Source organism: Pseudomonas sp. DC3200b2, from assembly GCF_049895785.1.
Lineage (GTDB): Bacteria > Pseudomonadota > Gammaproteobacteria > Pseudomonadales > Pseudomonadaceae > Aquipseudomonas > Aquipseudomonas massiliensis.
In genome coordinates this window covers 457,007-475,512 of the sequence record NZ_JAFCTA010000003.1, presented here as the reverse complement: position 1 = coordinate 475,512, position 18,506 = coordinate 457,007, and the positions used below count along the sequence as shown (strand labels likewise).

Sequence of the window (18,506 nt, the reverse complement as noted above, 5' to 3'; positions counted from 1 at the left end):
CCATCTCTTCCCACCTTATCAGTGCACCGGCAGCTCGACACCGTCGAACAGTTCTTCGAGCTCCTGCCGGTTATGACAAGCCATGGCCTGGGTCATGACGTCCCGGGTCAGGTGCGGAGCGAAACGCTCGATGAAGTCGCACATGAACCCCCGCAGGAAGGTGCCGCGACGGAAGCCGATCTTGGTCACGCTCGCCTCGAACAGGTGGTCGGCGTCGAGCACCACCAGATCGCTGTCCAGCTTGGGGTCTACTGCCATGTGGGCGACGATGCCCACGCCCAGGCCCAGGCGCACATAGGTCTTGATCACGTCGGCGTCGGCGGCGGTGAATACCACCTTGGGCGTCAGGCCGCGGTGGCTGAAGGCTTCGTCCAGCTTCGAGCGGCCGGTGAAACCGAACACGTAGGTGACAATAGGGTGCTCGGCCAGCACTTCCAGGGTCAGCTTCGGCAGCTTGGTCAGGGGGTGCCCCTGGGGCACCACCACGCAACGATTCCAGCGGTAGCACGGCATCATGATCAGATCACCGAACAACTCCAGGGCCTCGGTGGCGATGGCGAAGTCGACGGTGCCATCGGCGGCCATTTCGGCGATCTGCATGGGCGAACCCTGATGCATGTGCAGCGCTACTTCCGGGTACTGCTTGATGAACGCGCTGATCACCGGAGGCAAGGCGTAGCGAGCCTGGGTGTGCGTGGTGGCGATGGACAGGGTGCCCTTCTTCTCGTTGGAGAACTCCTGGGCGATCTGCTTGATGCTTTCGACCTTGCGCAGGATTTCCCCGGCCGTAGTGATGATGCGCTCACCCGCCGGAGTGACCCGGGTCAGGTGCTTGCCACTGCGAGCGAAGACTTCCACGCCCAGTTCGTCCTCGAGCAGGCGGATCTGCTTGCTGATGCCGGGTTGGGAGGTGTAAAGGCTCTGCGCAGTGGCGGAAACGTTCAAGTCATGGTGAGCGACTTCCCAGATATAGCGCAGTTGTTGAAGCTTCATCGCGACCCCCCAAGGTCAAAACGCCGCGCCGGCTCTTGCCTGGCAGGCTAGCGGCAACAGATATAACTATATTGATGGTTTTCGCCAGAATCTAGAACTTTTTGCAAGATAGGTCAGGATTTACGCCGCCCTGGGGCCTGGGTCAGCGGCACCAGATACACAGGCGCCTGCGCCAGCTGCAATACTCGCGCGGCGGTGCGGCCTAGCGGCACCTCGGCTTCGCCGACTCGACTGTGACTGCCCAACACCACCAGGTCCACCCGTAGCCGCCGCGCCTGATCCAGGATGACCTCGGCCGGGTCACCTTGGCGAACCCTTACGGCGCGAATCAGGGCCAGGTCTGCCTCACCATCGGCCAACTCTTCGCTGAAAGTGTCCAGCACCCGTTTCTCGATGCTGGCCATCATGGTGCTGACACCGCTTAGGTGAAGCTCTTCCAACGCCGGAGCATCGAGGTAGCTTTGCAGGACAGACTCAGCGAAACTGCCCATCGGCTCCACGGCATGGATGACATGAAGCTCGGCGCTGAACCTGCGCGCCAATACCAAGGCATGCTGCAGGACGAATGGCGCATAGGCGCCCAGGTCGGTGGCGTACAGCATCGAACGGATCATTAGCACTCCCGCGCCGCCCAAGTCGACGACGACAGGGAAAGTCTAGCAGCGGCGCGGCAAAGCGCGGACGCTGCCCAGGCACCAGCAGCCGCCAGGACCATTGTCGAACCACCGCAGAACGCGCTAAGGTTCCGCACCCCCGCGCTGACCATCGCCCGGTCGCGCCGAACCGCCTGATGAACGAGTACCCCATGGCCGATTTACCGATCAACGACCTTAACGTCGCGTCGAACGAGACCCTCATCACCCCAGACCAGCTCAAGCGCGATATCCCTCTGAGCGAAGCGGCCGGTGAAACCGTCGCCAAGGGCCGGGAAGTGATCCGCAACATTCTCGACGGCAAGGACCACCGTGTGTTCGTGGTCATCGGCCCCTGCTCCATCCATGACATCGACGCGGCCCACGACTACGCCCGCCGTCTCAAGGCGCTCGCCGAGGAAGTGTCCGACACCCTTTATCTGGTGATGCGGGTGTACTTCGAAAAGCCCCGCACCACTGTAGGCTGGAAGGGCCTGATCAACGACCCTTACCTGGATGACTCCTTCAAGATCGCCGACGGGCTGCACATCGGTCGTCAGCTGCTTCTGGACCTGGCCGAGATGGGCCTGCCCACGGCCACCGAGGCTCTGGACCCTATTTCCCCACAGTACCTGCAGGACCTCATCAGCTGGTCGGCCATCGGGGCGCGCACTACCGAGTCCCAGACCCACCGCGAAATGGCGTCCGGCCTATCGTCGGCCGTAGGCTTCAAGAACGGGACCGACGGCGGCCTCACCGTTGCCATCAATGCCTTGCAGTCGGTGTCCAAGCCTCATCGTTTCCTGGGTATCAATCCCGAGGGCGGCGTTTCCATCGTGACCACCAAGGGCAATGCCTACGGTCATGTAGTACTGCGTGGCGGCAATGGCAAACCCAACTATGACTCGGTCAGCGTGGCTCTGTGCGAGCAGGCCCTGGAAAAGGCCGGCATCCGTCCGAACATCATGATCGATTGCAGCCATGCCAACTCCAACAAGGACCCGGCCTTGCAGCCTCTGGTCATGGAGAACGTGGCGAACCAGATCGTAGAGGGCAACCGGTCGATCATCGGGCTGATGGTGGAAAGCCATATCAATGGCGGCGCTCAGGCCATTCCCAAGGATCTTTCCGAGCTTCAGTATGGCGTTTCGGTCACCGATGGCTGCATCGGTTGGGAAACCACCGAGGCCAGCATCCGCGCCATGCGTGACAAGCTCAAGCCACTGCTGGCGAACCGGGTTCGGCCCTGAGTCCGTACAGCATTGAAAAAACGCCGGGGTAGCCCGGCGTTTTTCATCGTTCGTTGTATCAGACCTTGGGGATGCGACGCTGGTGGCGCTCCATGTAGCGCTCTACATAGGAACACGACGGAATCACCGTGTAGCCCATGCTGTCAGCATACTCCAGCGCCTTTTCAGTCAACGCGGCGGCAATTCCCCGACCGCGGAGCGCATTGGGCACGAAGGTGCGGTAGATATCCAGCGTCTGCTTGCCCAGGTCCATGTATGTCAGGTAGGCACGATGACCGTCCACGCTGGTTTCGAACTGGTGACCAGCCTGGTCGTGATGGATGGACAACGCCTCGCTCATATCGAATCCTCGCGGGTCTTGGAATTAGACCCCTACCATACCGCTGTTTGACCGCCGTTGGAACTCTTCCGTCAGCATGCTCTTGCGTTGGATCCGCGCTCGAAGCGCGGAGTTTCGTTTAGGGCGGCAAGTCTCGCTGGCGACTGGCCAAGTAGCGAAACGCGCCGCCGGGCGCGCCAGGGTAGACGCTCAAAGACAATCGAAGTCACAGCAAGTTCACAACTAAGAGCAACTTGGGCTTAGTTATGCACTGACCGCCGCCCAGCCCAACATCGCCGCGCCCTGGACTCTGTTGTCAACGCTCTGGAGGTCGCTATCCATGCGCCTCGCGAAGGAAGATTTTTTACCCGTTCTTGCACAACCTCAGTTTACTTACTACAAGTAATGAGTACTATGTACGCCGGCTATTTTCTCACTTCGAGAGATGGCTACTAAATAGAAAGTCCTTTGAAGGGGAACACGATGAACAACGTTCTGAAATTCTCTGCTCTGGCTCTGGCTGCCGTTCTGGCTACCGGCTGCAGCAGCGCGTCCAAAGAATCCGAAGCTCGCCTGACCGCTACCGAAGACGCTGCAGCTCGCGCGCAATCCCGCGCCGACGAAGCGTATCGCAAGGCTGACGAAGCTCTGGCCGCCGCTCAGAAAGCCCAGCAGACCGCCGACGAAGCCAATGAGCGCGCCCTGCGCATGCTCGACAAGGCTAGCCGCAAGTAATCCTTCGGAATACTGGCGCAAAAAAGCCGGCCCCTGACGGGGCCGGCTTTTTTATTGGGCGTCGGGCCTGCAAAAACCTCGGCGCAGCCGGCACGCTCAGAGCGGAGCTTCAGGAGCCGCGGACATGGCGGTCCCGGCCGAATTGATCACCACCGGGATACCGTCTTCGGCACCGATCACATCCCGCACCCTATCCCAGTCCACGGTCATCTGCGCGGACAAGTCCTTGCGGCTGAGCAGCGCATTGATCACCGCGGTGTGCTTGTCCACCATCGAAGGGTCGCCCTGGGCATCCAGGGGCGTATGCGCCTCGAGGTACACCTGGCCACCACCGACTCCGAACTTGTAGGGCTCGTTGATGATCCGCACCGGCGTGCCGACCGGGACCATCGTCGACAACTCTAGAACGTTCTCGTTGTACATGCGGAAGCAGCCATGACTGGTGCGCGTGCCGATTCCGAATTTCTTGTTCGAGCCATGGATCAGGTAGCCAGGCAGGCCCAGGGTGAACTTGAACGGCCCCAGGGGGTTGTCCGGCCCCGGTGGAACCACGTTCGGCAGCGGATCACCGTCGGCGGCATGCTCAGCCTTCACTGAAGCCGGGGGCGTCCAGGAAGGGTTGGCGGTCTTGGCGATGATCTTGGTGTTGGCCACCGGAGAGCCCCAGCCTTCCCGCCCGATCCCCAGCGGATAGGTACGCACGACGTCCTGCCCCTTGGGGTAGTAGTACAGGCGATACTCCGCGAGGTTGATCACGATACCTTCCCGAGGGCCGGGGGGCAGGATGAAGCGCGTGGGCAGTACGATTTCCGTGCCCGCCTTGGGCAGCCAGGCATCCACGCCCGGGTTGGCCGCCAGCATTTCGTTGTAGCCAAGATCATACGCCTGGGCGAGATCGGCGAAGGTGTCTTCATACTTGGCGCTGATGGTCTGCACCTGGCCAACGATGTCTTCCCCGGGCGGGGGTAGCGGAAACTCCAGCGCCACGGCCGGCGCCGCAGCAAGCGCTGCGGCCAGGGCGAGGCAACGACTGAGGACAGGGAAACGCGGCAACATCCGGTCAATCCTTAAATGCAGTGGACCAAGGCACAAACCGGCAAGTGTACACCCGGGCTGGGGCCGCCGGAATCATCGTCACCCGAACGACGGGCTCAATCGTATTCGTTCTGTAGACCCGGCCACACCGGCCGAGTGCCTTTGCGTTGAGCGAACAGTATGGCCCGGCACAACGGGCACAGACGCGTATCGCGGAAGATCTCCCGCCCCACCGTCTGCCAGCGAGGCTGAGCCGGCAGCAGGCCGCCGCAGAGGGTACGGTCCACCGAGCCGCCGAGCTCAAGTTGCCGGGCTGCCACATGCACACGCACTTCCTGGCAAGCGAACAGGTCAAGCTGTTCATCGGGCTCGATCAATTGGTAGGCGAACAGGGACCAGGCAGGACGTGGCATCAGGGGCTCCGGAAGGGGGCGCAACCTTAGCTCAAAGCCTGCCGGGAGGAAAGCGTCAGAGCAGCGGTTTCAGGGCCGGCCACACATTTTCCAGCAACCGCGGCTGCGCCTCAGCCTTGGGGTGGATGCCGTCAGCCTGCATCAGCTCCGGTACACCTCCCACCCCGTCCAGGAGCGAAGGGACCAACGGCACCTGACGATCATCGGCAACCTGCTGGAAGACGCGGCTGAACGCATTGATATAAGGCGCACCATAGTTGGGCGGCAGAGGCACCCCCAACAACAGGACCTTGGCGCCCTGCCCCTTGGCCTGGTCAATGATCCATGTAAGGTTTTGTTGCAATTGCGCCGGCGGCTGGCCACGCAGGCCATCGTTGCCACCCAATTCCACGATGACCAGGTCCGGCCTGGTCTGCGCCAGCAGCGGCTGCAGGCGGGCCCGGGCATTGGCGCTGGTGTCTCCGGTGATGGACGCGTTCACGACCGTGTCGGCATAACCCTCGGCGCGCAGGCGTTGTTGCAGCAGGGCGACCCAGCCTCGAGAGGTATCCAGGCCGAAACCGGCGCTGATACTATCGCCCAGCACGAGCAAGGTCCCGGCCCCCGCTGTCTGAGCCATGCAGGCCAGCCAGAGCGCGGCGGCGCATTTCCACATTCGCATCGGATTCTCCATGGGCGCAAGCATTCTCACCGCGCGAAACCTTAGCAAAGTGGTTTCCGGCACGGAAGGCGATCTACACATTCTTCAGGCTCTGACCCTGGATGTACAGGCCGGCGACAGCCTGGCCATCGTCGGCGCGTCAGGTTCCGGCAAATCCACCCTGCTTGGCTTGCTCGCCGGCCTGGACCAGCCCAGCGACGGCGAAGTCATCCTCGCCGGACATGCTCTGGGGCAGCTCGACGAAGACCAGCGCGCCCAGGTCAGGGCAGACCACGTGGGCTTCGTGTTCCAATCCTTTCAGTTGCTCGATAGCCTGACCGCCCTGGAAAACGTGATGCTGCCCATGGAACTGCACGGCCGGGCCGACGCTCGTGCCCAGGCCACGGAACTGCTGGCCCGAGTCGGCCTGGGCGCGCGGTTGAAGCACTGGCCTCGCCAACTATCGGGAGGCGAGCAACAGCGGGTGGCCATTGCCCGGGCCTTTGCCGCCGAGCCCAGCGTACTTTTCGCCGATGAGCCTACTGGCAATCTGGATACCCACACCGGCGAGAAGATCACCGAGCTGCTGTTCACGCTGAACCGTGAGCGCGGCACTACCCTGGTCCTGGTCACCCATGAGCAGCGGCTGGCCGAGCGTTGTCACCGGTGGATCCGCCTCGAGGCCGGGCACCTGGCCGCCTCGGGGACTCGCTGATGGCAGCGGCGCGGGGCCCGTCCCGCCTTTGGCAACTGGCGCTACGGCAACTCGGGCGTGAATTCCATGCCGGCGAGTTGCGCGTGCTTTTCTTCTCCCTGCTGGTCGCCGTGGTCGCCAGTACCGCCATCGGCTACTTCGGCGCTCGCCTCAACGGCGCCATGCAACTTCGCGCCACCGAGTTCCTCGGAGCTGACCTCGTCTTGCAGGGCAGCACGCCGGCACGCCTGGAACAACTGCGCATAGGCCGGGAGCTGGGCCTGGATCACGCTCAGGTGGTGGAATTCAGCAGCGTGGTGGCCACCGAGCAGGCGATCGAGCTATCCAGCATAAAGGCGGTGGACAGCGCCTATCCCTTGCGCGGTCGACTGCGCAGCGCCGCGCAGCCCTACGCTGAAGAAACCGAGGGTGGCGCCCCGGCCCCGGGTGAAGCCTGGGTGGAAGCCCGGTTGCTCAATGCCTTGAGCCTGCGCATCGGCGACAGCGTGGACATCGGTCTCAAGCGCCTGCGACTGGCCCGCGTGCTTACCTACGAACCAGACCGTGCCGGCAACTTCTACAGCCTCACCCCCAGAGTGATGATCAACCTGGCCGATTTGCCCGCCACCGGGGTCGTTCAACCCGGCAGCCGGGTCACCTTCCGGGACCTTTGGCGCGGTACGCCAGAACGATTGCGCCAATACCGTGAACTGATCGAGGTGGGGCTGGACGCCAACCAGAGCCTGCGCGATGCCCGTGACAGCAATCGCCAGGTCGGCGGCGCCCTGGGCAAGGCCGAGCGCTACCTGAACATGGCAAGCCTGGTGGCCGTCATCCTGGCCGGGGTCGCCGTGGCGCTTTCGGCGAGCCGGTTCGCCAGTCGGCGCTACGATGCCAGTGCCTTGCTGCGCTGCCTGGGCCTGAGCCGTCGTGAAGTGCTGTGGGTGTTCGCCCTGCAACTGGTGTTACTGGGGCTGGCCGCCTCGGCCCTGGGCGCGCTGCTGGGTTGGCTGGCCCAGTTCGGCATCTTCGCCCTGCTGCAAGGGCTGCTGCCGGGCGTTGTGCCGCCAGGCGGCCCTTGGCCGGCCGTCGCCGGCATGGCTACCGGCATGGTCGCGCTGGCCGGCTTCGCGCTCCCTCCACTGGCCGCCCTCGGGCGGGTGCCGCCCCTGCGCGTGCTGCGCGGCGACCTGCTGCCCCCAGCCACCGCCACCTGGCTGCTCTATGGCAGCGCGCTGGTCGCCCTGGGCCTGATCATGTGGCGGCTGAGCCTGGACCCTGTCCTCACGCTCGCCCTGTTGGGTGCGGGCCTGCTCGCCGCGTTAGTGCTGGGCGGCCTTCTGGTGCTGGCCCTGCATCGGCTGCGCCAGGCGCTGGCAACCGCGCCGTTGCCCTGGCGCCTGGGCGTGGGCCAGTTGCTGCGCCATCCGCTGGCCGCCGCCGGCCAGGCCCTGGCCTTCGGCCTCATTCTCTTCGCCATGGCCCTGGTAGCGTTGCTGCGCACCGAGTTGCTGGATACCTGGCAACGGCAACTGCCGGCCGACGCGCCCAACTATTTCGCCTTGAATATCCTGCCAGCCGAGCAGGATGCCTTCGCCGCACAGCTCAAGGCCATCGGCGCCACCACGGCACCGCTCTATCCCATCGTGCCCGGGCGCCTGACGGCCATCAACGGCCACCCGGTCGGCGAAGTGGTCACCGAGGACAGCCAGGGTCAGCGCGCTACCCAGCGAGACCTGAACCTCACCTGGGCGGCGCAACTGCCCGACGGCAACCGCCTGCTGGCCGGGCAATGGTGGGGCGCCACCCCTGGCGAGCTTCCGAGCGTTTCGGTGGAGCAACGCCTGGCCGAGAGCCTGGGCGTGGCCGTGGGCGACACCCTTACCTTCAACGTGGGCGGAGTGACTCGTGATACCCGGGTTGCCAGCCTGCGCAGCGTCAGCTGGGACAACTTCCAGCCAAACTTCTTCATGATCTTCGAGCCGGGCACGCTCAAGGACTTTCCGGTGACCTACCTCACCAGTTTCTATCTGCCACCCGGCCACGATGCCCAGATCGTTACCCTGGCCCGGGCCTTCCCGGCCATGACCCTGCTGCAGGTCCAGGCCTTGCTCGAACAGTTGCGCAGTATCCTGGCCCAGGTGACCCTGGCCGTTCAGTATGTGCTGCTGTTCGTTCTGGCCGCGGGTTTCGCGGTGTTGTTTTCCGGGCTGCAGGCAACGCTGGACGAGCGCATACATCAAGGCGCCCTGCTGCGGGCACTTGGCGCCAGTCGCCGGCTGCTGGTCAAGGCCCGGCGGATCGAGTTCGCGGTATTGGGCATTGCCAGCGGCGCACTGGCGGCCGTGGCCGCCGAAGCCGCGAGCTGGGCCCTGTATCGCTTCGCGCTCAAGCTGGCCTGGCATCCGCATCCATGGTTGCTGGCGTTGCCGATCATAGGCGCGCTGGTCGTGGGCATGGCCGGGGTCTTCGGCACCCGTCGAGCCCTCGGCGCCAGCCCGCTGCGGGTACTGCGCGAAGGCTGAGCACACGCCTTTCTGGATATGCAGGATTCATAGACGATGCCCACCAACATCATTACTCGCCAGGGTCACGACAAGCTCAAGGAAGAGCTGGACTACCTTTGGAGCCGACACCGTCCGGAGATCACCCAAAAGGTGGCCTGGGCCGCGTCCCTGGGAGACCGGAGCGAGAACGCCGATTACCAGTACAACAAGAAACTGCTGCGCGAGATCGACCGTCGGGTTCGCTACCTGCGCAAGCGCCTGGAAGATATCCGGGTGGTCGATTACGCTCCCGAACAGGAAGGCAGGGTGTTCTTCGGCGCCTGGGTGACCATCGAGAACGATGAAGGCCAGAGCAAGCGATTCCGCATCGTCGGTTACGACGAGATCTACGGGCGTAACGACTACATTTCCATTGACTCGCCCATGGCCCGGGCCCTGCTCAAGAAACAGGAGGGCGACGAGGTGGTGGTACAGACGCCCGGTGGGGAGGCCATGTGGTACGTGGCCCAGGTCCAGTATGAAAGCTGAGCCGCCCTTCCGGCTTCCAGGGTCGTCTTGCTGAAGACAGCGATGCTGGCGAAAGAGGCTGCGGCCAGCGCTGAGTCGACAGCTTCGCTGCCGGCGACAGGCTGACCACAGCCGCCTGTAGAAAATTTGCCTCGCCCCCTTCAAGTCCGGCCGCCGGGCCGCTAGCATGCGCGCCCGACGCTGCTCTCCACGCCTGCATCAGCGCCCCCTCCCCTTCGTTTTCCCGAGATCCTTATGTCTGTGCAATTGCTGGCCATGGCGCTGGCGCCGCTCATGGGCCTGTTCATCATCAGTATCGGCAGCGCGCTGATGTCCTCGGTCACCACCTTGCGCCTGGATGCCATGGGCTTTTCCGCTACCTTGGTCGGAGTCGTTTCCTCGGCCTATTTCATCGGCCTGACCCTGGGCTCGGTATTCAACGAGCGTATCATTGCCCGCATCGGGCATATACGCGCCTATAGCGCCTTCGCCGCGCTCATTGCGGTAAGCATTTCCCTGCAAGGGCTCAGCAGCGACCCCTGGGTCTGGTTCGGCTTGCGCCTGATCAGTGGCTGGGCCAGCGTCGGTGTGTACCTGGTGGTGGAAAGCTGGCTGCTGCTGGTGGCTGAGCCAAAAATCCGGGGCCGTCTGCTGGCCCTCTACATGATCGCGCTTTACGGCGCCGGCCTGCTGGGCCAACTAGGCCTGGGCGCGATAGTCGCGGCCGGGGACACGGTGCCCTTCACCCTCGCAGCCATGCTGGCGTCCTTGTCCCTGGTGCCTATCGTGATGTTGCCCAAGGTGACGCCACTGGTGGAACGGGCTGAACCCTTGCCGGCCCGCGAGCTGATCCGCATCACGCCCACCGGGGTGATGGGCTGCTTCGGCTCGGGCCTGGCCATCGCCGCGGTCTATACCTTGCTGCCGCTTTACCTGCAGCGGGTGGGGCTGAGCGTAAGCGAAGTGGGCCACATGATGGCAGCGGTCATCTTCGGCGCCATGGTGCTGCAGTACCCCATGGGACGCTGGTCCGACCGGCGGGACCGGCAAACCGTATTGATTGCCCTCGGGGCAGCCTGTGCAGCCCTGTCCGGACTGGCCTTGCTGTTGCCGCCGTCAGGATGGCCGATGGTCACTGTGATGTTCCTGCTCGGGGGCGGCGTGTTCGCCATCTATCCAGTGGCTGTCAGCCATGCCGCCGACAGCGCGCCGTCCGGCGCCTTGGTGCGCATGATCCAAGGCCTTTTGCTGATCAATTCCCTGGGGTCGGCAATCAGTCCGCTGGCCATTTCACCCATCATGGGCTGGGCCGGGCCATCCGGCCTGTTCTGGGCCTTCGCCGTGCTCAACCTGGGCCTGGTGATGTTTTTCGTCTGGCGACGGCAGGCCCACCCCGTACCCGTGGCCTCGGCGCCCTTCGCCGCGGCCGCCCAATACTCTCCTACCGGAGTGGAGCTGCGCATGACGGAAGACTTGACACAGGCGGTGCAGGCACATGAGGCCAGGGAACAGGAGGCGAGCTTGAGCCGGGCCAGCGGTGGCTGATCCTGGCTTTCTCGGGCGCGCCATTACTTCACTTTGTGGAACGCTCCCGCGAGGCTGACGCGAAGAGAGACGACCTTGTCTTTGGCATTCACCTTCGCCCCCGAGCCTTGACCGGCATCAACAACCTGCGCCTGAACCCACGGCACCACAGCGGCCATCTGGGATGTTTCACGATCTGCTGAATTTCGGCGCATTGGCTACGGGCGAGGCGGTGAGCACCGACGATTCCGTCTGAGCCTTCATCCGGCTCACCCTCCCCTCGTCATGCTGCGCAGCACTCCGTCGCGGCGGATCAGGCCGTGATAAAGCGCGGCCGCAAGGTGCGCCAGAACGGTCAGGAACAGCAGGTAGGCCAGGTAGCCATGGGCCGTGCGAAGCAGGGCGAAGGTGGCCGCGTCCGGGTTCAGCAGTGGCGGCAGGCGCAGCCCGGCGCCCAGGTCGATAGGGTTGCCGGCCGCGGACAGCATGGCCCACCCCAGCAACGGCAGGCTCAGCATCAGCCCATAGAGCAGCCAATGGGACGCTTTGGCCGCCAGGGCCTGGACCCTGGGCAGGTCTGCCGGCAAGGGTGGTTGCCGCGTGGCGAGACGCACACCCAGGCGAACCACCACCAGAGCCAGCAGCGCAATGCCCAGCGGCTTATGCAACTGAATCAGTTGCTCATGACGGGCCGACACCGAAGCGACCATGCCGGCACCGATGAACAGCATGGCCAGCAGGCCCAGCGCCATGCTCCAGTGCAACCAGCGCGCCAGGGGCGCGAAATGCTTTCGTGGCTCGCTCATGGGCGCGGCTCCTGCGCGGCGGACAATTGATGGACCTCGCCGGTACGGCGCAGATAAGAATCGGCATAGGCCGCCGACCGGGCGGGTAGCAAGGGGTCGGCCGAAATCTGAATACCATCCGGCAGTACGGTGGGGTCGTAGTTGATGTCCCGGCAGGGGCCCGCGTTCTGTGCCAGGGCGTGATCGAGCACCAGCGTTCCGGCCGTTACCGTGCGCCTGTCCTGGGGCCAAGCCTTGCTGGCGTCGTTTACCGGGTCTTCGGGACTGGCAAAGGTCATCTCGAGGGTCCAGCGAAGAGGCCCGACAGCCAGCCGCTGTTGTAGGTCACGCATCAGATAGTCGCCGCTTTCTCCGTTACTGTCGGTACTGCTCGTCTGCACAGGCAGCAGATGCCAGCGCACAGCCTGGCGGCTGCCGTTCGCGGCGACCAGGTAGAAAGCATTGAGACCGTCGTAGCGCTCTGTGACATAGCTGGACGAGGGCTTGGCCGTCTTCACCCAGGCCAGGAAAGCGGCGGTTTCCGGATGGCTGGCAAAGAACGCTTGCTGGGCGGCGGGGTTCGGCTTGCCGGTGGCAGGGTCGGGACGGCTGGCCTGCAGGCTGGCGAAGAACGCCTCAGGTGTACCCACCGGAAATACTGGCATGCTGTTCATGCCGGTTCGCCACTGCTGGCCGTCGACCTGGGTGAAGCGCAAGGCCAGACTGCGAATGGGTACGCTGTTGTCCGGCGCATAAGGGTTACCCCCGGGCAGGGCAAAACGGCCCACCACCGGGGTTCGCCCCGGAGCGAACACAGCGGCCTTCGAGGCTTGCGCCAATTGCCCGTTGCTGTCGAACCAGCCGGTGACGCAGACCCCCTTGGCATGGTTGCGCCTGTAACCGGGATACTCCCCGGCGTTGGCCTGCAACGTATCGACGATCCTGCCCGGGGTCAGACGGGCGGGGTCCAGCCAGCCATGGACATAGGCCATGCCGGCAGCCAGGGCCACCACCGGCAGAGCGATCAGGCCGAACCGGACCAGGGTAGCGCCACCGGTCAGCGGCGGTGGTTGAGGCGAGTGTGGAGCGGGGGTGGCCATGGAGGCTCCTGGCTGAGTTGAGTCAGCAGCAGGACGCTTCAGTGGCGGCGTTATTCCCTTCGCGCAGCCGTTGTGGCCATCGCCTTGCCTACCCGGGACCCGGTTTCCCGGCCTAGCGCCGAGCAGATCCCGTTTCCAGCCTCGGCCACCCGCGCCAGGTCTACCCCCGTCTCGATGCCCAGGCCATGCAGCAGGTACAGCACATCCTCGGTGGCGACATTGCCCGACGCACCCTTGGCATAAGGGCAACCACCAAGCCCGGCCACGGAGCTGTCGAACACCGCGATGCCCTCTTGCAGGCTGGCGTAGACGTTAGCCAGGGCCTGACCGTAGGTGTCGTGGAAATGCCCCGCCAGGCTCGTCCTGGGCAGGCGTCGGGCCAGGCGATTCCAGAGCGCTCGCACCTTGCCCGGGGTACCACGGCCGATGGTATCGCCCAAGGAAATTTCGTAGCAGCCGAGGTCACTCAACGCTTCGGCCACCTGGGCGACCTGGTCCGGACCGATCTCGCCTTCGTAGGGGCAGCCGAGCACGCAGGATACATAGCCACGCACCCGCACGCCCCGCAACCGGGCGGCCTCGATCACCGGCGCGAAGCGCTCCAGGCTCTGGCCGATGGAGCAGTTGATATTGCGCTGGGAAAAGGTTTCCGACGCGGCGGCGAACACGGCGATCTCTCGTGCCCCCGCCACGACTGCAGCCTCGAAGCCTTGAAGGTTGGGCACGAGTACACCATGGATGACCCCCGGCTTTCGCCGGATCCCGGCCAGGACTTCCGCCGTCCCGGCCATTTGAGGTACCCACTTGGGCGAAACGAAACTGCCCACCTCCACGTAAGACAGGCCGGCATCGGTCAGCGCATCGCACAGGGCGATCCTGTCCGCGACGCTTATGACCCGCCGTTCATTTTGCAAGCCGTCCCGAGGGCCGACCTCGACCAGGCGAACCTGCCTTGGATACTCGTTCATGGCTCGCTTCCCTCGAGGCTCTTCGGCATGGAGCGTTCTGGCGCCTCCAGTTCGATGAGCGGAGTGCCTTCGGCAACCAGGTCTCCTACGACGCAAAACAGTTGCCGGACTGTCCCGGCATAAGGTGCCTTGATGCTGTGCTCCATCTTCATGGCCTCGACCACCAGCAAGGTCTCGCCAGCCTCCACGACCTGGCCGGCCTCGGCCATGATGGCGACCACGCTGGCGTTCATCGGCGCGGTCAGCCCTCCCTTGGCAGCATGTTGGCCTTGCGCCTGGGCCAGAGGATCCACCCGCCCTACTTCCAGCCAGCGACCCTCCCATTCCAGGAACAACCTGTTTTCACGCCAGAACACCGCGTGCCCCTGACGCAAGCCGTCCTGGGTCAACCATAGCTGGCCTTCGCTGAGCACGGCGGCGTCCAAGGGCACTGGGCTTACCCGCTGGCGCTGCTGCCCACACAGCAGGTCGATCGACCGCTCGGCGGGGCCACCCAGGCGCCAGCCATTGCCGCTGGCCCAGGGTTCGACACCGCCCTTCGGCTGACAATCAGGACTCAGAACCCACCAGGCCGTGGCTGCCAGAGCCCAGAACCCAGGAGGCAATTGATTTTCCACCGCGGGTAACAGCTCAGCCTGATACTGCGCGATAAAGCCGGTGTGCACCTGGGCCTGGGCGAAGGCGGGATGCGCCAGTAGGCGACGGAGGAAGCCCAGATTGGTGGCAAAGCCTGCCACGGCCGTCTCTGCGAGCATGGCCAGCAACCGCTTGCGTGCCTCTTCGCGGGTTTCGCCCCAGGCAATGACCTTGGCCAGCATGGGGTCGTAGAAAGGTGAAATGTCATCCCCTTCGGTTACACCGCTGTCCACCCGGCGTCCCTCGCCGGCCGACGCCTCCTTGTACAACGCCAGATGCCCGGCCGCTGGCAGGAAGTCGTTGTCAGTGTCTTCAGCATACAGGCGCACCTCGATCGCATGACCTTCGAGCGGCACCTCGGCCTGGGTGATGGGCAACGGCTCTCCAGCAGCGACCCGCAGTTGCCAGGCCACCAAGTCCAGACCGGTAATGGCCTCGGTCACCGGATGCTCCACCTGCAAGCGCGTGTTCATCTCCATGAAGAAAAATTCGCCCCGGGCATCCAGGAGAAACTCCACCGTGCCGGCCCCAACATAACCGATGGCCTGCGCGGCCTTGACCGCCGCTTCGCCCATGGCCTGGCGCAACGCCGATGACAGACCGGGCGCCGGTGCTTCTTCCACCACCTTCTGGTGACGGCGCTGGATGGAGCAGTCCCGCTCGTTGAGGTACAAGCAGTGTCCGTGGCGGTCGGCGAACACTTGGATTTCCACGTGACGCGGCTCCAGCACGTATTTTTCCAGCAGCATGCGGCTATCACCGAAGGCCGATTGCGCCTCGCGTTGGGCCGACGCCAGGGCCTGCTCCAGCTCACCCTCGTGCTCGACCACCTTCATGCCCTTGCCGCCCCCGCCCGCGGCGGCCTTGAGCAATACCGGATAGCCGATATCCGCGGCGGCTTTCTGAAAGATAGCCAGGCTTTGATCTTCCCCATGGTAGCCGGGTACCAGAGGCACCCCAGCCGCGTTCATCAGCGTCTTGGCCGCGGATTTGCTGCCCATGGCCTCGATGGCGCCAGCGGGAGGGCCTATGAACAGAAGGCCGGCCGCCTCCACGGCCCGGGCGAAGGCGGCGTTTTCCGAAAGAAATCCATATCCCGGATGAATGGCCTGCGCGCCGCTGGCCTCGGCGGCGGCCATGATCTTGTCGATGACCAGATAGCTCTGCGCTGGCTTGGCGCCGCCGAGGCTGACAGCCAGGTCAGCCTCCCGGACGTGTCGAGCCTGGGCGTCGATGTCACTGTGCACGGCAACGGTTCGTATCCCCAGGGCTCGGGCGGTGCGCATGATGCGACAGGCAATCTCGCCACGGTTGGCGATGAGCAAGGTATGCAGGGTCATGGGGTGGTCTCCAGCCAAGCGGGGCTGCGCTTTTCCAGGAAGGCGGCCAGCCCCTCCTGGCCTTCGGCACTGGTGCGGATGTCCGCGATGAGGCCTTCGGTATAACGACGCACCTGTGCGTCCGGCAGCGCGCCGCCCACCTTGGCCAGCAACCCCTTGCAGGCACGCAAGGCGGCCGGGCTGTTCTGCAACAGGTTGCTCACCCAGCGCTCCACCAGGGCGTCCAGCTCAGCGGCAGGGGCTAGCTCATGGAGCAGGCCCAGGGCCTGGGCGTCGGCGGCGGAAAAACGTTCGGCCGAGAGCATGTAGCGGCGGGCCTGGCGTTCGCCGAGGGCCTTGACCACGAAGGGGCTGATCACGGCGGGAATCAAACCGATGCGCACCTCGGAGAGCGAGAAGAGCGCATCCTCGGCGCCTATGGCCATGTCACAGCAACTGACCAGCCCTACCGCGCCACCGAAGGCCGCGCCCTGGACCACCGCCAGGGTGGGAATGGGCAGCCCGGCGAGGCGGTACATCAGCTCGGCCAACGCCTGGGCGTCATCCAGGTTGGCCTGGCGGCTCAGCTGGGCGCTGGCCCGCATCCAGGCCAGGTCAGCGCCGGCGCTGAAGTGCCTGCCGCGCCCGCGCAGCAAGATGAAGCGCAGTCCAGGCTCGTTCTCGACCTGGGCAAGAGCCTGGGTCAGCTCGGTGATCATCGGCGCATCGAAGGCATTGTTTTTTTCGGCCCTGTCGAGCCAGAGGGTGGCGAAACCGCGCGGGTCCCGCTCCATGTTCACGCTGTGGACAGTGGTCATGGCTCACATCCGGAAGACGCCAAACTGGCTGGGTTCGATAGGGGCGTTGAGGCTGGCGGAAAGGGCCAGGGCCAGCAGGTCGCGGGTCTGTGCCGGGTCGATCACGCCGTCATCCCACAGCCGTGCGCTGGAATAGAAGGCGTGGGCCTGCTGCTCGTACTGCGCGACTATGGGCTGTTTGATCCGCTCGGCCTCGGCGTCATCGAAGGGCTGGCCAGCCCGGGCGGCCTGCTCGCGCTTGACCTGCACCAAGACTCCGGCGGCCTGCTCGGCCCCCATCACGCCAATACGCGCGTTCGGCCACATCCAGAGGAAGCGCGGGTCGAAGGCTCGACCGCACATGCCGTAGTTGCCCGCGCCGAAGCTGCCGCCGATGATCACGGTGAACTTGGGTACGCGCGCGCAGGACACCGCGGTAACCAGCTTGGCCCCATGCTTGGCAATGCCGCCTTCTTCGTACTTCTTGCCCACCATGAAGCCCGTGATGTTTTGCAGAAACACCAGGGGAATGCCCCGTTGGCAGGCCAGTTCGATAAAGTGAGCGCCTTTCTGGGCGGCCTCGGCGAAGAGAATGCCGTTATTGGCCAGTATCGCCACGGGGTGACCGTGCAGATGAGCGAAGCCGCATACCAGGGTGGTGCCGAACAGCGCCTTGAATTCGTCCAGCACACTGCCATCGACCAGGCGAGCGATGATTTCCCGCACGTCGAAAGGCTGCTTGGGGTCCGCCGGGACCACGCCATAGAGTTCCCGCGCGGGATACAAAGGCGGTTGCGGCGTCCGCAGCTCAAGCGTGCCCTGCTTGCGCCAGTTCAGGTTGGCGATGCAGCGCCGCGCCAGGGCCAGGGCATGCTCGTCGTTTTCGGCGTAATGGTCGGCCACTCCGGACGTACGACAATGGACGTCGGCGCCGCCCAGCTCCTCGGCGCTTACCAACTCGCCAGTGGCCGCCTTGACCAGGGGCGGGCCGGCCAGGAAGACCGTGGCCTGGTTGCGCACCATGATGGTTTCGTCGCTCATGGCTGGCACATAGGCGCCACCGGCGGTACAAGAACCCATGACCACGGCGATCTGCGGAATGCCCTGGGCGCTCATGTTGGCCTGGTTGAAGAATATGCGGCCGAAATGTTCACGGTCCGGGAACACCTCCTCTTGCCGCGGCAGATTGGCACCGCCGGAGTCCACCAGGTAAATGCATGGCAGGCGGTTCTGCTGGGCAATGGCCTGGGCACGCAGGTGTTTCTTCACGGTCAGCGGGTAATAGCTGCCGCCTTTGACCGTGGCGTCATTGGCAACGATCATGCATTGCACGCCCTCCACCGAGCCGATGCCGGCGATGACGCCCGCGGCGGGCACAGCCTCGTCATACACCTCGTGGGCGGCCAGTTGGCCTACTTCGAGAAACGGCGAACCCAGGTCCAGCAATTGGTCGATGCGCTGCCGGGGCAGCAGCTTGCCCCGCGCGAGGTGGCGTTGCTGCGCCGTGACGCCGCCCCCCTGGGCAACGCTGACCAGCAATTCGCGCAGGCGCGCGACCTGCTGCTCCATCGCTCCGGCATTACGGGCGAATTCCGGCGATCTGTTATTGAGCTGTGTTTGTAGCCTGGCCATCAACGAGCCTCCTTTCCGTT

18 protein-coding genes are annotated in these 18,506 nt (G+C 64.5%); 6 read left to right on the top strand and 12 right to left on the bottom strand.

Features of this window, described 5'->3' with window-relative positions; genetic code table 11:
- Positions 1–18: 18 nt before the first annotated feature.
- Positions 19–993, bottom strand: coding sequence for an HTH-type transcriptional regulator CysB (gene cysB, locus ACP691_RS11525; protein ID WP_426149565.1), 975 nt, complete (start codon positions 991–993; stop codon positions 19–21).
- Positions 994–1,106: 113 nt separating this feature from the next.
- Positions 1,107–1,607, bottom strand: a complete 501-nt coding sequence (locus ACP691_RS11520; protein ID WP_040260768.1) for a universal stress protein — start codon at positions 1,605–1,607, stop codon at positions 1,107–1,109.
- A gap of 191 nt (positions 1,608–1,798) precedes the next feature.
- On the opposite strand from ACP691_RS11520, the gene ACP691_RS11515 reads away from it, so the two are divergent.
- On the top strand, positions 1,799–2,875 hold the full coding sequence (locus ACP691_RS11515; RefSeq protein ID WP_040260769.1) for a 3-deoxy-7-phosphoheptulonate synthase: 1,077 nt from the start codon (positions 1,799–1,801) through the stop codon (positions 2,873–2,875).
- Positions 2,876–2,933: 58 nt separating this feature from the next.
- Here ACP691_RS11515 and ACP691_RS11510 read toward each other — a convergent pair whose 3' ends face one another.
- A complete protein-coding gene (locus ACP691_RS11510; RefSeq protein ID WP_040260770.1) occupies positions 2,934–3,215 on the bottom strand; it encodes a GNAT family N-acetyltransferase in 282 nt (93 codons plus the stop codon).
- 462 nt (positions 3,216–3,677) lie between these two features.
- On the opposite strand from ACP691_RS11510, the gene ACP691_RS11505 reads away from it, so the two are divergent.
- Positions 3,678–3,929 (top strand): Lpp/OprI family alanine-zipper lipoprotein, encoded by a 252-nt coding sequence (locus ACP691_RS11505; RefSeq protein ID WP_040260771.1) that lies wholly within the window; start codon positions 3,678–3,680, stop codon positions 3,927–3,929.
- Between the two features lie 96 nt (positions 3,930–4,025).
- On the opposite strand, the gene ACP691_RS11500 is transcribed toward ACP691_RS11505, so the two are convergent.
- The 3 genes from ACP691_RS11500 to ACP691_RS11490 all read right to left on the bottom strand — a co-directional run bounded on the left by ACP691_RS11500 (position 4,026) and on the right by ACP691_RS11490 (position 6,038).
- Complete coding sequence (locus ACP691_RS11500) at positions 4,026–4,985, bottom strand: L,D-transpeptidase family protein (protein ID WP_040260772.1); 960 nt, start codon at positions 4,983–4,985, stop codon at positions 4,026–4,028.
- 95 nt (positions 4,986–5,080) lie between these two features.
- Positions 5,081–5,377: a hypothetical protein gene (locus ACP691_RS11495; RefSeq protein WP_040260773.1), complete on the bottom strand. Its 297-nt coding sequence runs from the start codon at positions 5,375–5,377 to the stop codon at positions 5,081–5,083.
- A gap of 55 nt (positions 5,378–5,432) precedes the next feature.
- Positions 5,433–6,038 (bottom strand): arylesterase, encoded by a 606-nt coding sequence (locus ACP691_RS11490; protein WP_426149564.1) that lies wholly within the window; start codon positions 6,036–6,038, stop codon positions 5,433–5,435.
- A gap of 10 nt (positions 6,039–6,048) precedes the next feature.
- On the opposite strand from ACP691_RS11490, the gene ACP691_RS11485 reads away from it, so the two are divergent.
- The 4 genes from ACP691_RS11485 (at position 6,049) to ACP691_RS11470 (ending at position 11,270) form a co-directional block, all read left to right on the top strand.
- Complete coding sequence (locus tag ACP691_RS11485) at positions 6,049–6,732, top strand: ABC transporter ATP-binding protein (protein ID WP_426149563.1); 684 nt, start codon at positions 6,049–6,051, stop codon at positions 6,730–6,732.
- Positions 6,732–9,236 carry an ABC transporter permease gene (locus tag ACP691_RS11480; RefSeq protein WP_426149562.1) on the top strand — a complete coding sequence of 835 codons (2,505 nt, stop codon included), beginning with the start codon at positions 6,732–6,734 and terminating at the stop codon, positions 9,234–9,236. The genes ACP691_RS11485 and ACP691_RS11480 overlap by 1 nt, the downstream gene beginning before the upstream one ends.
- A gap of 36 nt (positions 9,237–9,272) precedes the next feature.
- On the top strand, positions 9,273–9,746 hold the full coding sequence (gene greB / locus ACP691_RS11475) for a transcription elongation factor GreB (RefSeq protein WP_426149561.1): 474 nt from the start codon (positions 9,273–9,275) through the stop codon (positions 9,744–9,746).
- A gap of 234 nt (positions 9,747–9,980) precedes the next feature.
- Positions 9,981–11,270, top strand: a complete 1,290-nt coding sequence (locus ACP691_RS11470; RefSeq protein WP_426149560.1) for an MFS transporter — start codon at positions 9,981–9,983, stop codon at positions 11,268–11,270.
- A gap of 248 nt (positions 11,271–11,518) precedes the next feature.
- Here ACP691_RS11470 and ACP691_RS11465 read toward each other — a convergent pair whose 3' ends face one another.
- From ACP691_RS11465 to ACP691_RS11440, 6 genes are read right to left on the bottom strand one after another with little or no spacing between them, the layout of a single operon-like run.
- The gene (locus ACP691_RS11465) at positions 11,519–12,055 is read right to left on the bottom strand and encodes a cytochrome b (RefSeq protein ID WP_426149559.1); all 537 of its coding nucleotides are present in this window, start codon (positions 12,053–12,055) and stop codon (positions 11,519–11,521) included.
- Positions 12,052–13,134 carry a catalase family peroxidase gene (locus tag ACP691_RS11460; RefSeq protein ID WP_426149558.1) on the bottom strand — a complete coding sequence of 361 codons (1,083 nt, stop codon included), beginning with the start codon at positions 13,132–13,134 and terminating at the stop codon, positions 12,052–12,054. Before ACP691_RS11460 ends, ACP691_RS11465 begins: the two co-directional genes overlap by 4 nt.
- A 50-nt stretch (positions 13,135–13,184) precedes the next feature.
- On the bottom strand, positions 13,185–14,102 hold the full coding sequence (locus ACP691_RS11455; RefSeq protein WP_426149557.1) for a hydroxymethylglutaryl-CoA lyase: 918 nt from the start codon (positions 14,100–14,102) through the stop codon (positions 13,185–13,187).
- Positions 14,099–16,078: an acetyl/propionyl/methylcrotonyl-CoA carboxylase subunit alpha gene (locus ACP691_RS11450; RefSeq protein WP_426149556.1), complete on the bottom strand. Its 1,980-nt coding sequence runs from the start codon at positions 16,076–16,078 to the stop codon at positions 14,099–14,101. Before ACP691_RS11450 ends, ACP691_RS11455 begins: the two co-directional genes overlap by 4 nt.
- Entirely contained in the window at positions 16,075–16,875 is an 801-nt protein-coding gene (locus ACP691_RS11445; RefSeq protein ID WP_426149555.1) for a gamma-carboxygeranoyl-CoA hydratase, read from the bottom strand. Before ACP691_RS11445 ends, ACP691_RS11450 begins: the two co-directional genes overlap by 4 nt.
- Positions 16,876–16,878: 3 nt before the next feature.
- Positions 16,879–18,486 carry a carboxyl transferase domain-containing protein gene (locus tag ACP691_RS11440; protein ID WP_426149554.1) on the bottom strand — a complete coding sequence of 536 codons (1,608 nt, stop codon included), beginning with the start codon at positions 18,484–18,486 and terminating at the stop codon, positions 16,879–16,881.
- Positions 18,487–18,506: the final 20 nt, after the last annotated feature.

Coding starts and splice junctions, on each gene's coding strand:
- cysB (WP_426149565.1), bottom strand. CDS start 993: ATGAAGCTTCAACAACTGCGCTATATCTGGGAAGTCGCTCACCATGAC.
- ACP691_RS11520 (WP_040260768.1), bottom strand. CDS start 1,607: ATGATCCGTTCGATGCTGTACGCCACCGACCTGGGCGCCTATGCGCCA.
- ACP691_RS11515 (WP_040260769.1), top strand. CDS start 1,799: ATGGCCGATTTACCGATCAACGACCTTAACGTCGCGTCGAACGAGACC.
- ACP691_RS11510 (WP_040260770.1), bottom strand. CDS start 3,215: ATGAGCGAGGCGTTGTCCATCCATCACGACCAGGCTGGTCACCAGTTC.
- ACP691_RS11505 (WP_040260771.1), top strand. CDS start 3,678: ATGAACAACGTTCTGAAATTCTCTGCTCTGGCTCTGGCTGCCGTTCTG.
- ACP691_RS11500 (WP_040260772.1), bottom strand. CDS start 4,985: ATGTTGCCGCGTTTCCCTGTCCTCAGTCGTTGCCTCGCCCTGGCCGCA.
- ACP691_RS11495 (WP_040260773.1), bottom strand. CDS start 5,377: ATGCCACGTCCTGCCTGGTCCCTGTTCGCCTACCAATTGATCGAGCCC.
- ACP691_RS11490 (WP_426149564.1), bottom strand. CDS start 6,038: ATGCGAATGTGGAAATGCGCCGCCGCGCTCTGGCTGGCCTGCATGGCT.
- ACP691_RS11485 (WP_426149563.1), top strand. CDS start 6,049: ATGGGCGCAAGCATTCTCACCGCGCGAAACCTTAGCAAAGTGGTTTCC.
- ACP691_RS11480 (WP_426149562.1), top strand. CDS start 6,732: ATGGCAGCGGCGCGGGGCCCGTCCCGCCTTTGGCAACTGGCGCTACGG.
- greB (WP_426149561.1), top strand. CDS start 9,273: ATGCCCACCAACATCATTACTCGCCAGGGTCACGACAAGCTCAAGGAA.
- ACP691_RS11470 (WP_426149560.1), top strand. CDS start 9,981: ATGTCTGTGCAATTGCTGGCCATGGCGCTGGCGCCGCTCATGGGCCTG.
- ACP691_RS11465 (WP_426149559.1), bottom strand. CDS start 12,055: ATGAGCGAGCCACGAAAGCATTTCGCGCCCCTGGCGCGCTGGTTGCAC.
- ACP691_RS11460 (WP_426149558.1), bottom strand. CDS start 13,134: ATGGCCACCCCCGCTCCACACTCGCCTCAACCACCGCCGCTGACCGGT.
- ACP691_RS11455 (WP_426149557.1), bottom strand. CDS start 14,102: ATGAACGAGTATCCAAGGCAGGTTCGCCTGGTCGAGGTCGGCCCTCGG.
- ACP691_RS11450 (WP_426149556.1), bottom strand. CDS start 16,078: ATGACCCTGCATACCTTGCTCATCGCCAACCGTGGCGAGATTGCCTGT.
- ACP691_RS11445 (WP_426149555.1), bottom strand. CDS start 16,875: ATGACCACTGTCCACAGCGTGAACATGGAGCGGGACCCGCGCGGTTTC.
- ACP691_RS11440 (WP_426149554.1), bottom strand. CDS start 18,486: ATGGCCAGGCTACAAACACAGCTCAATAACAGATCGCCGGAATTCGCC.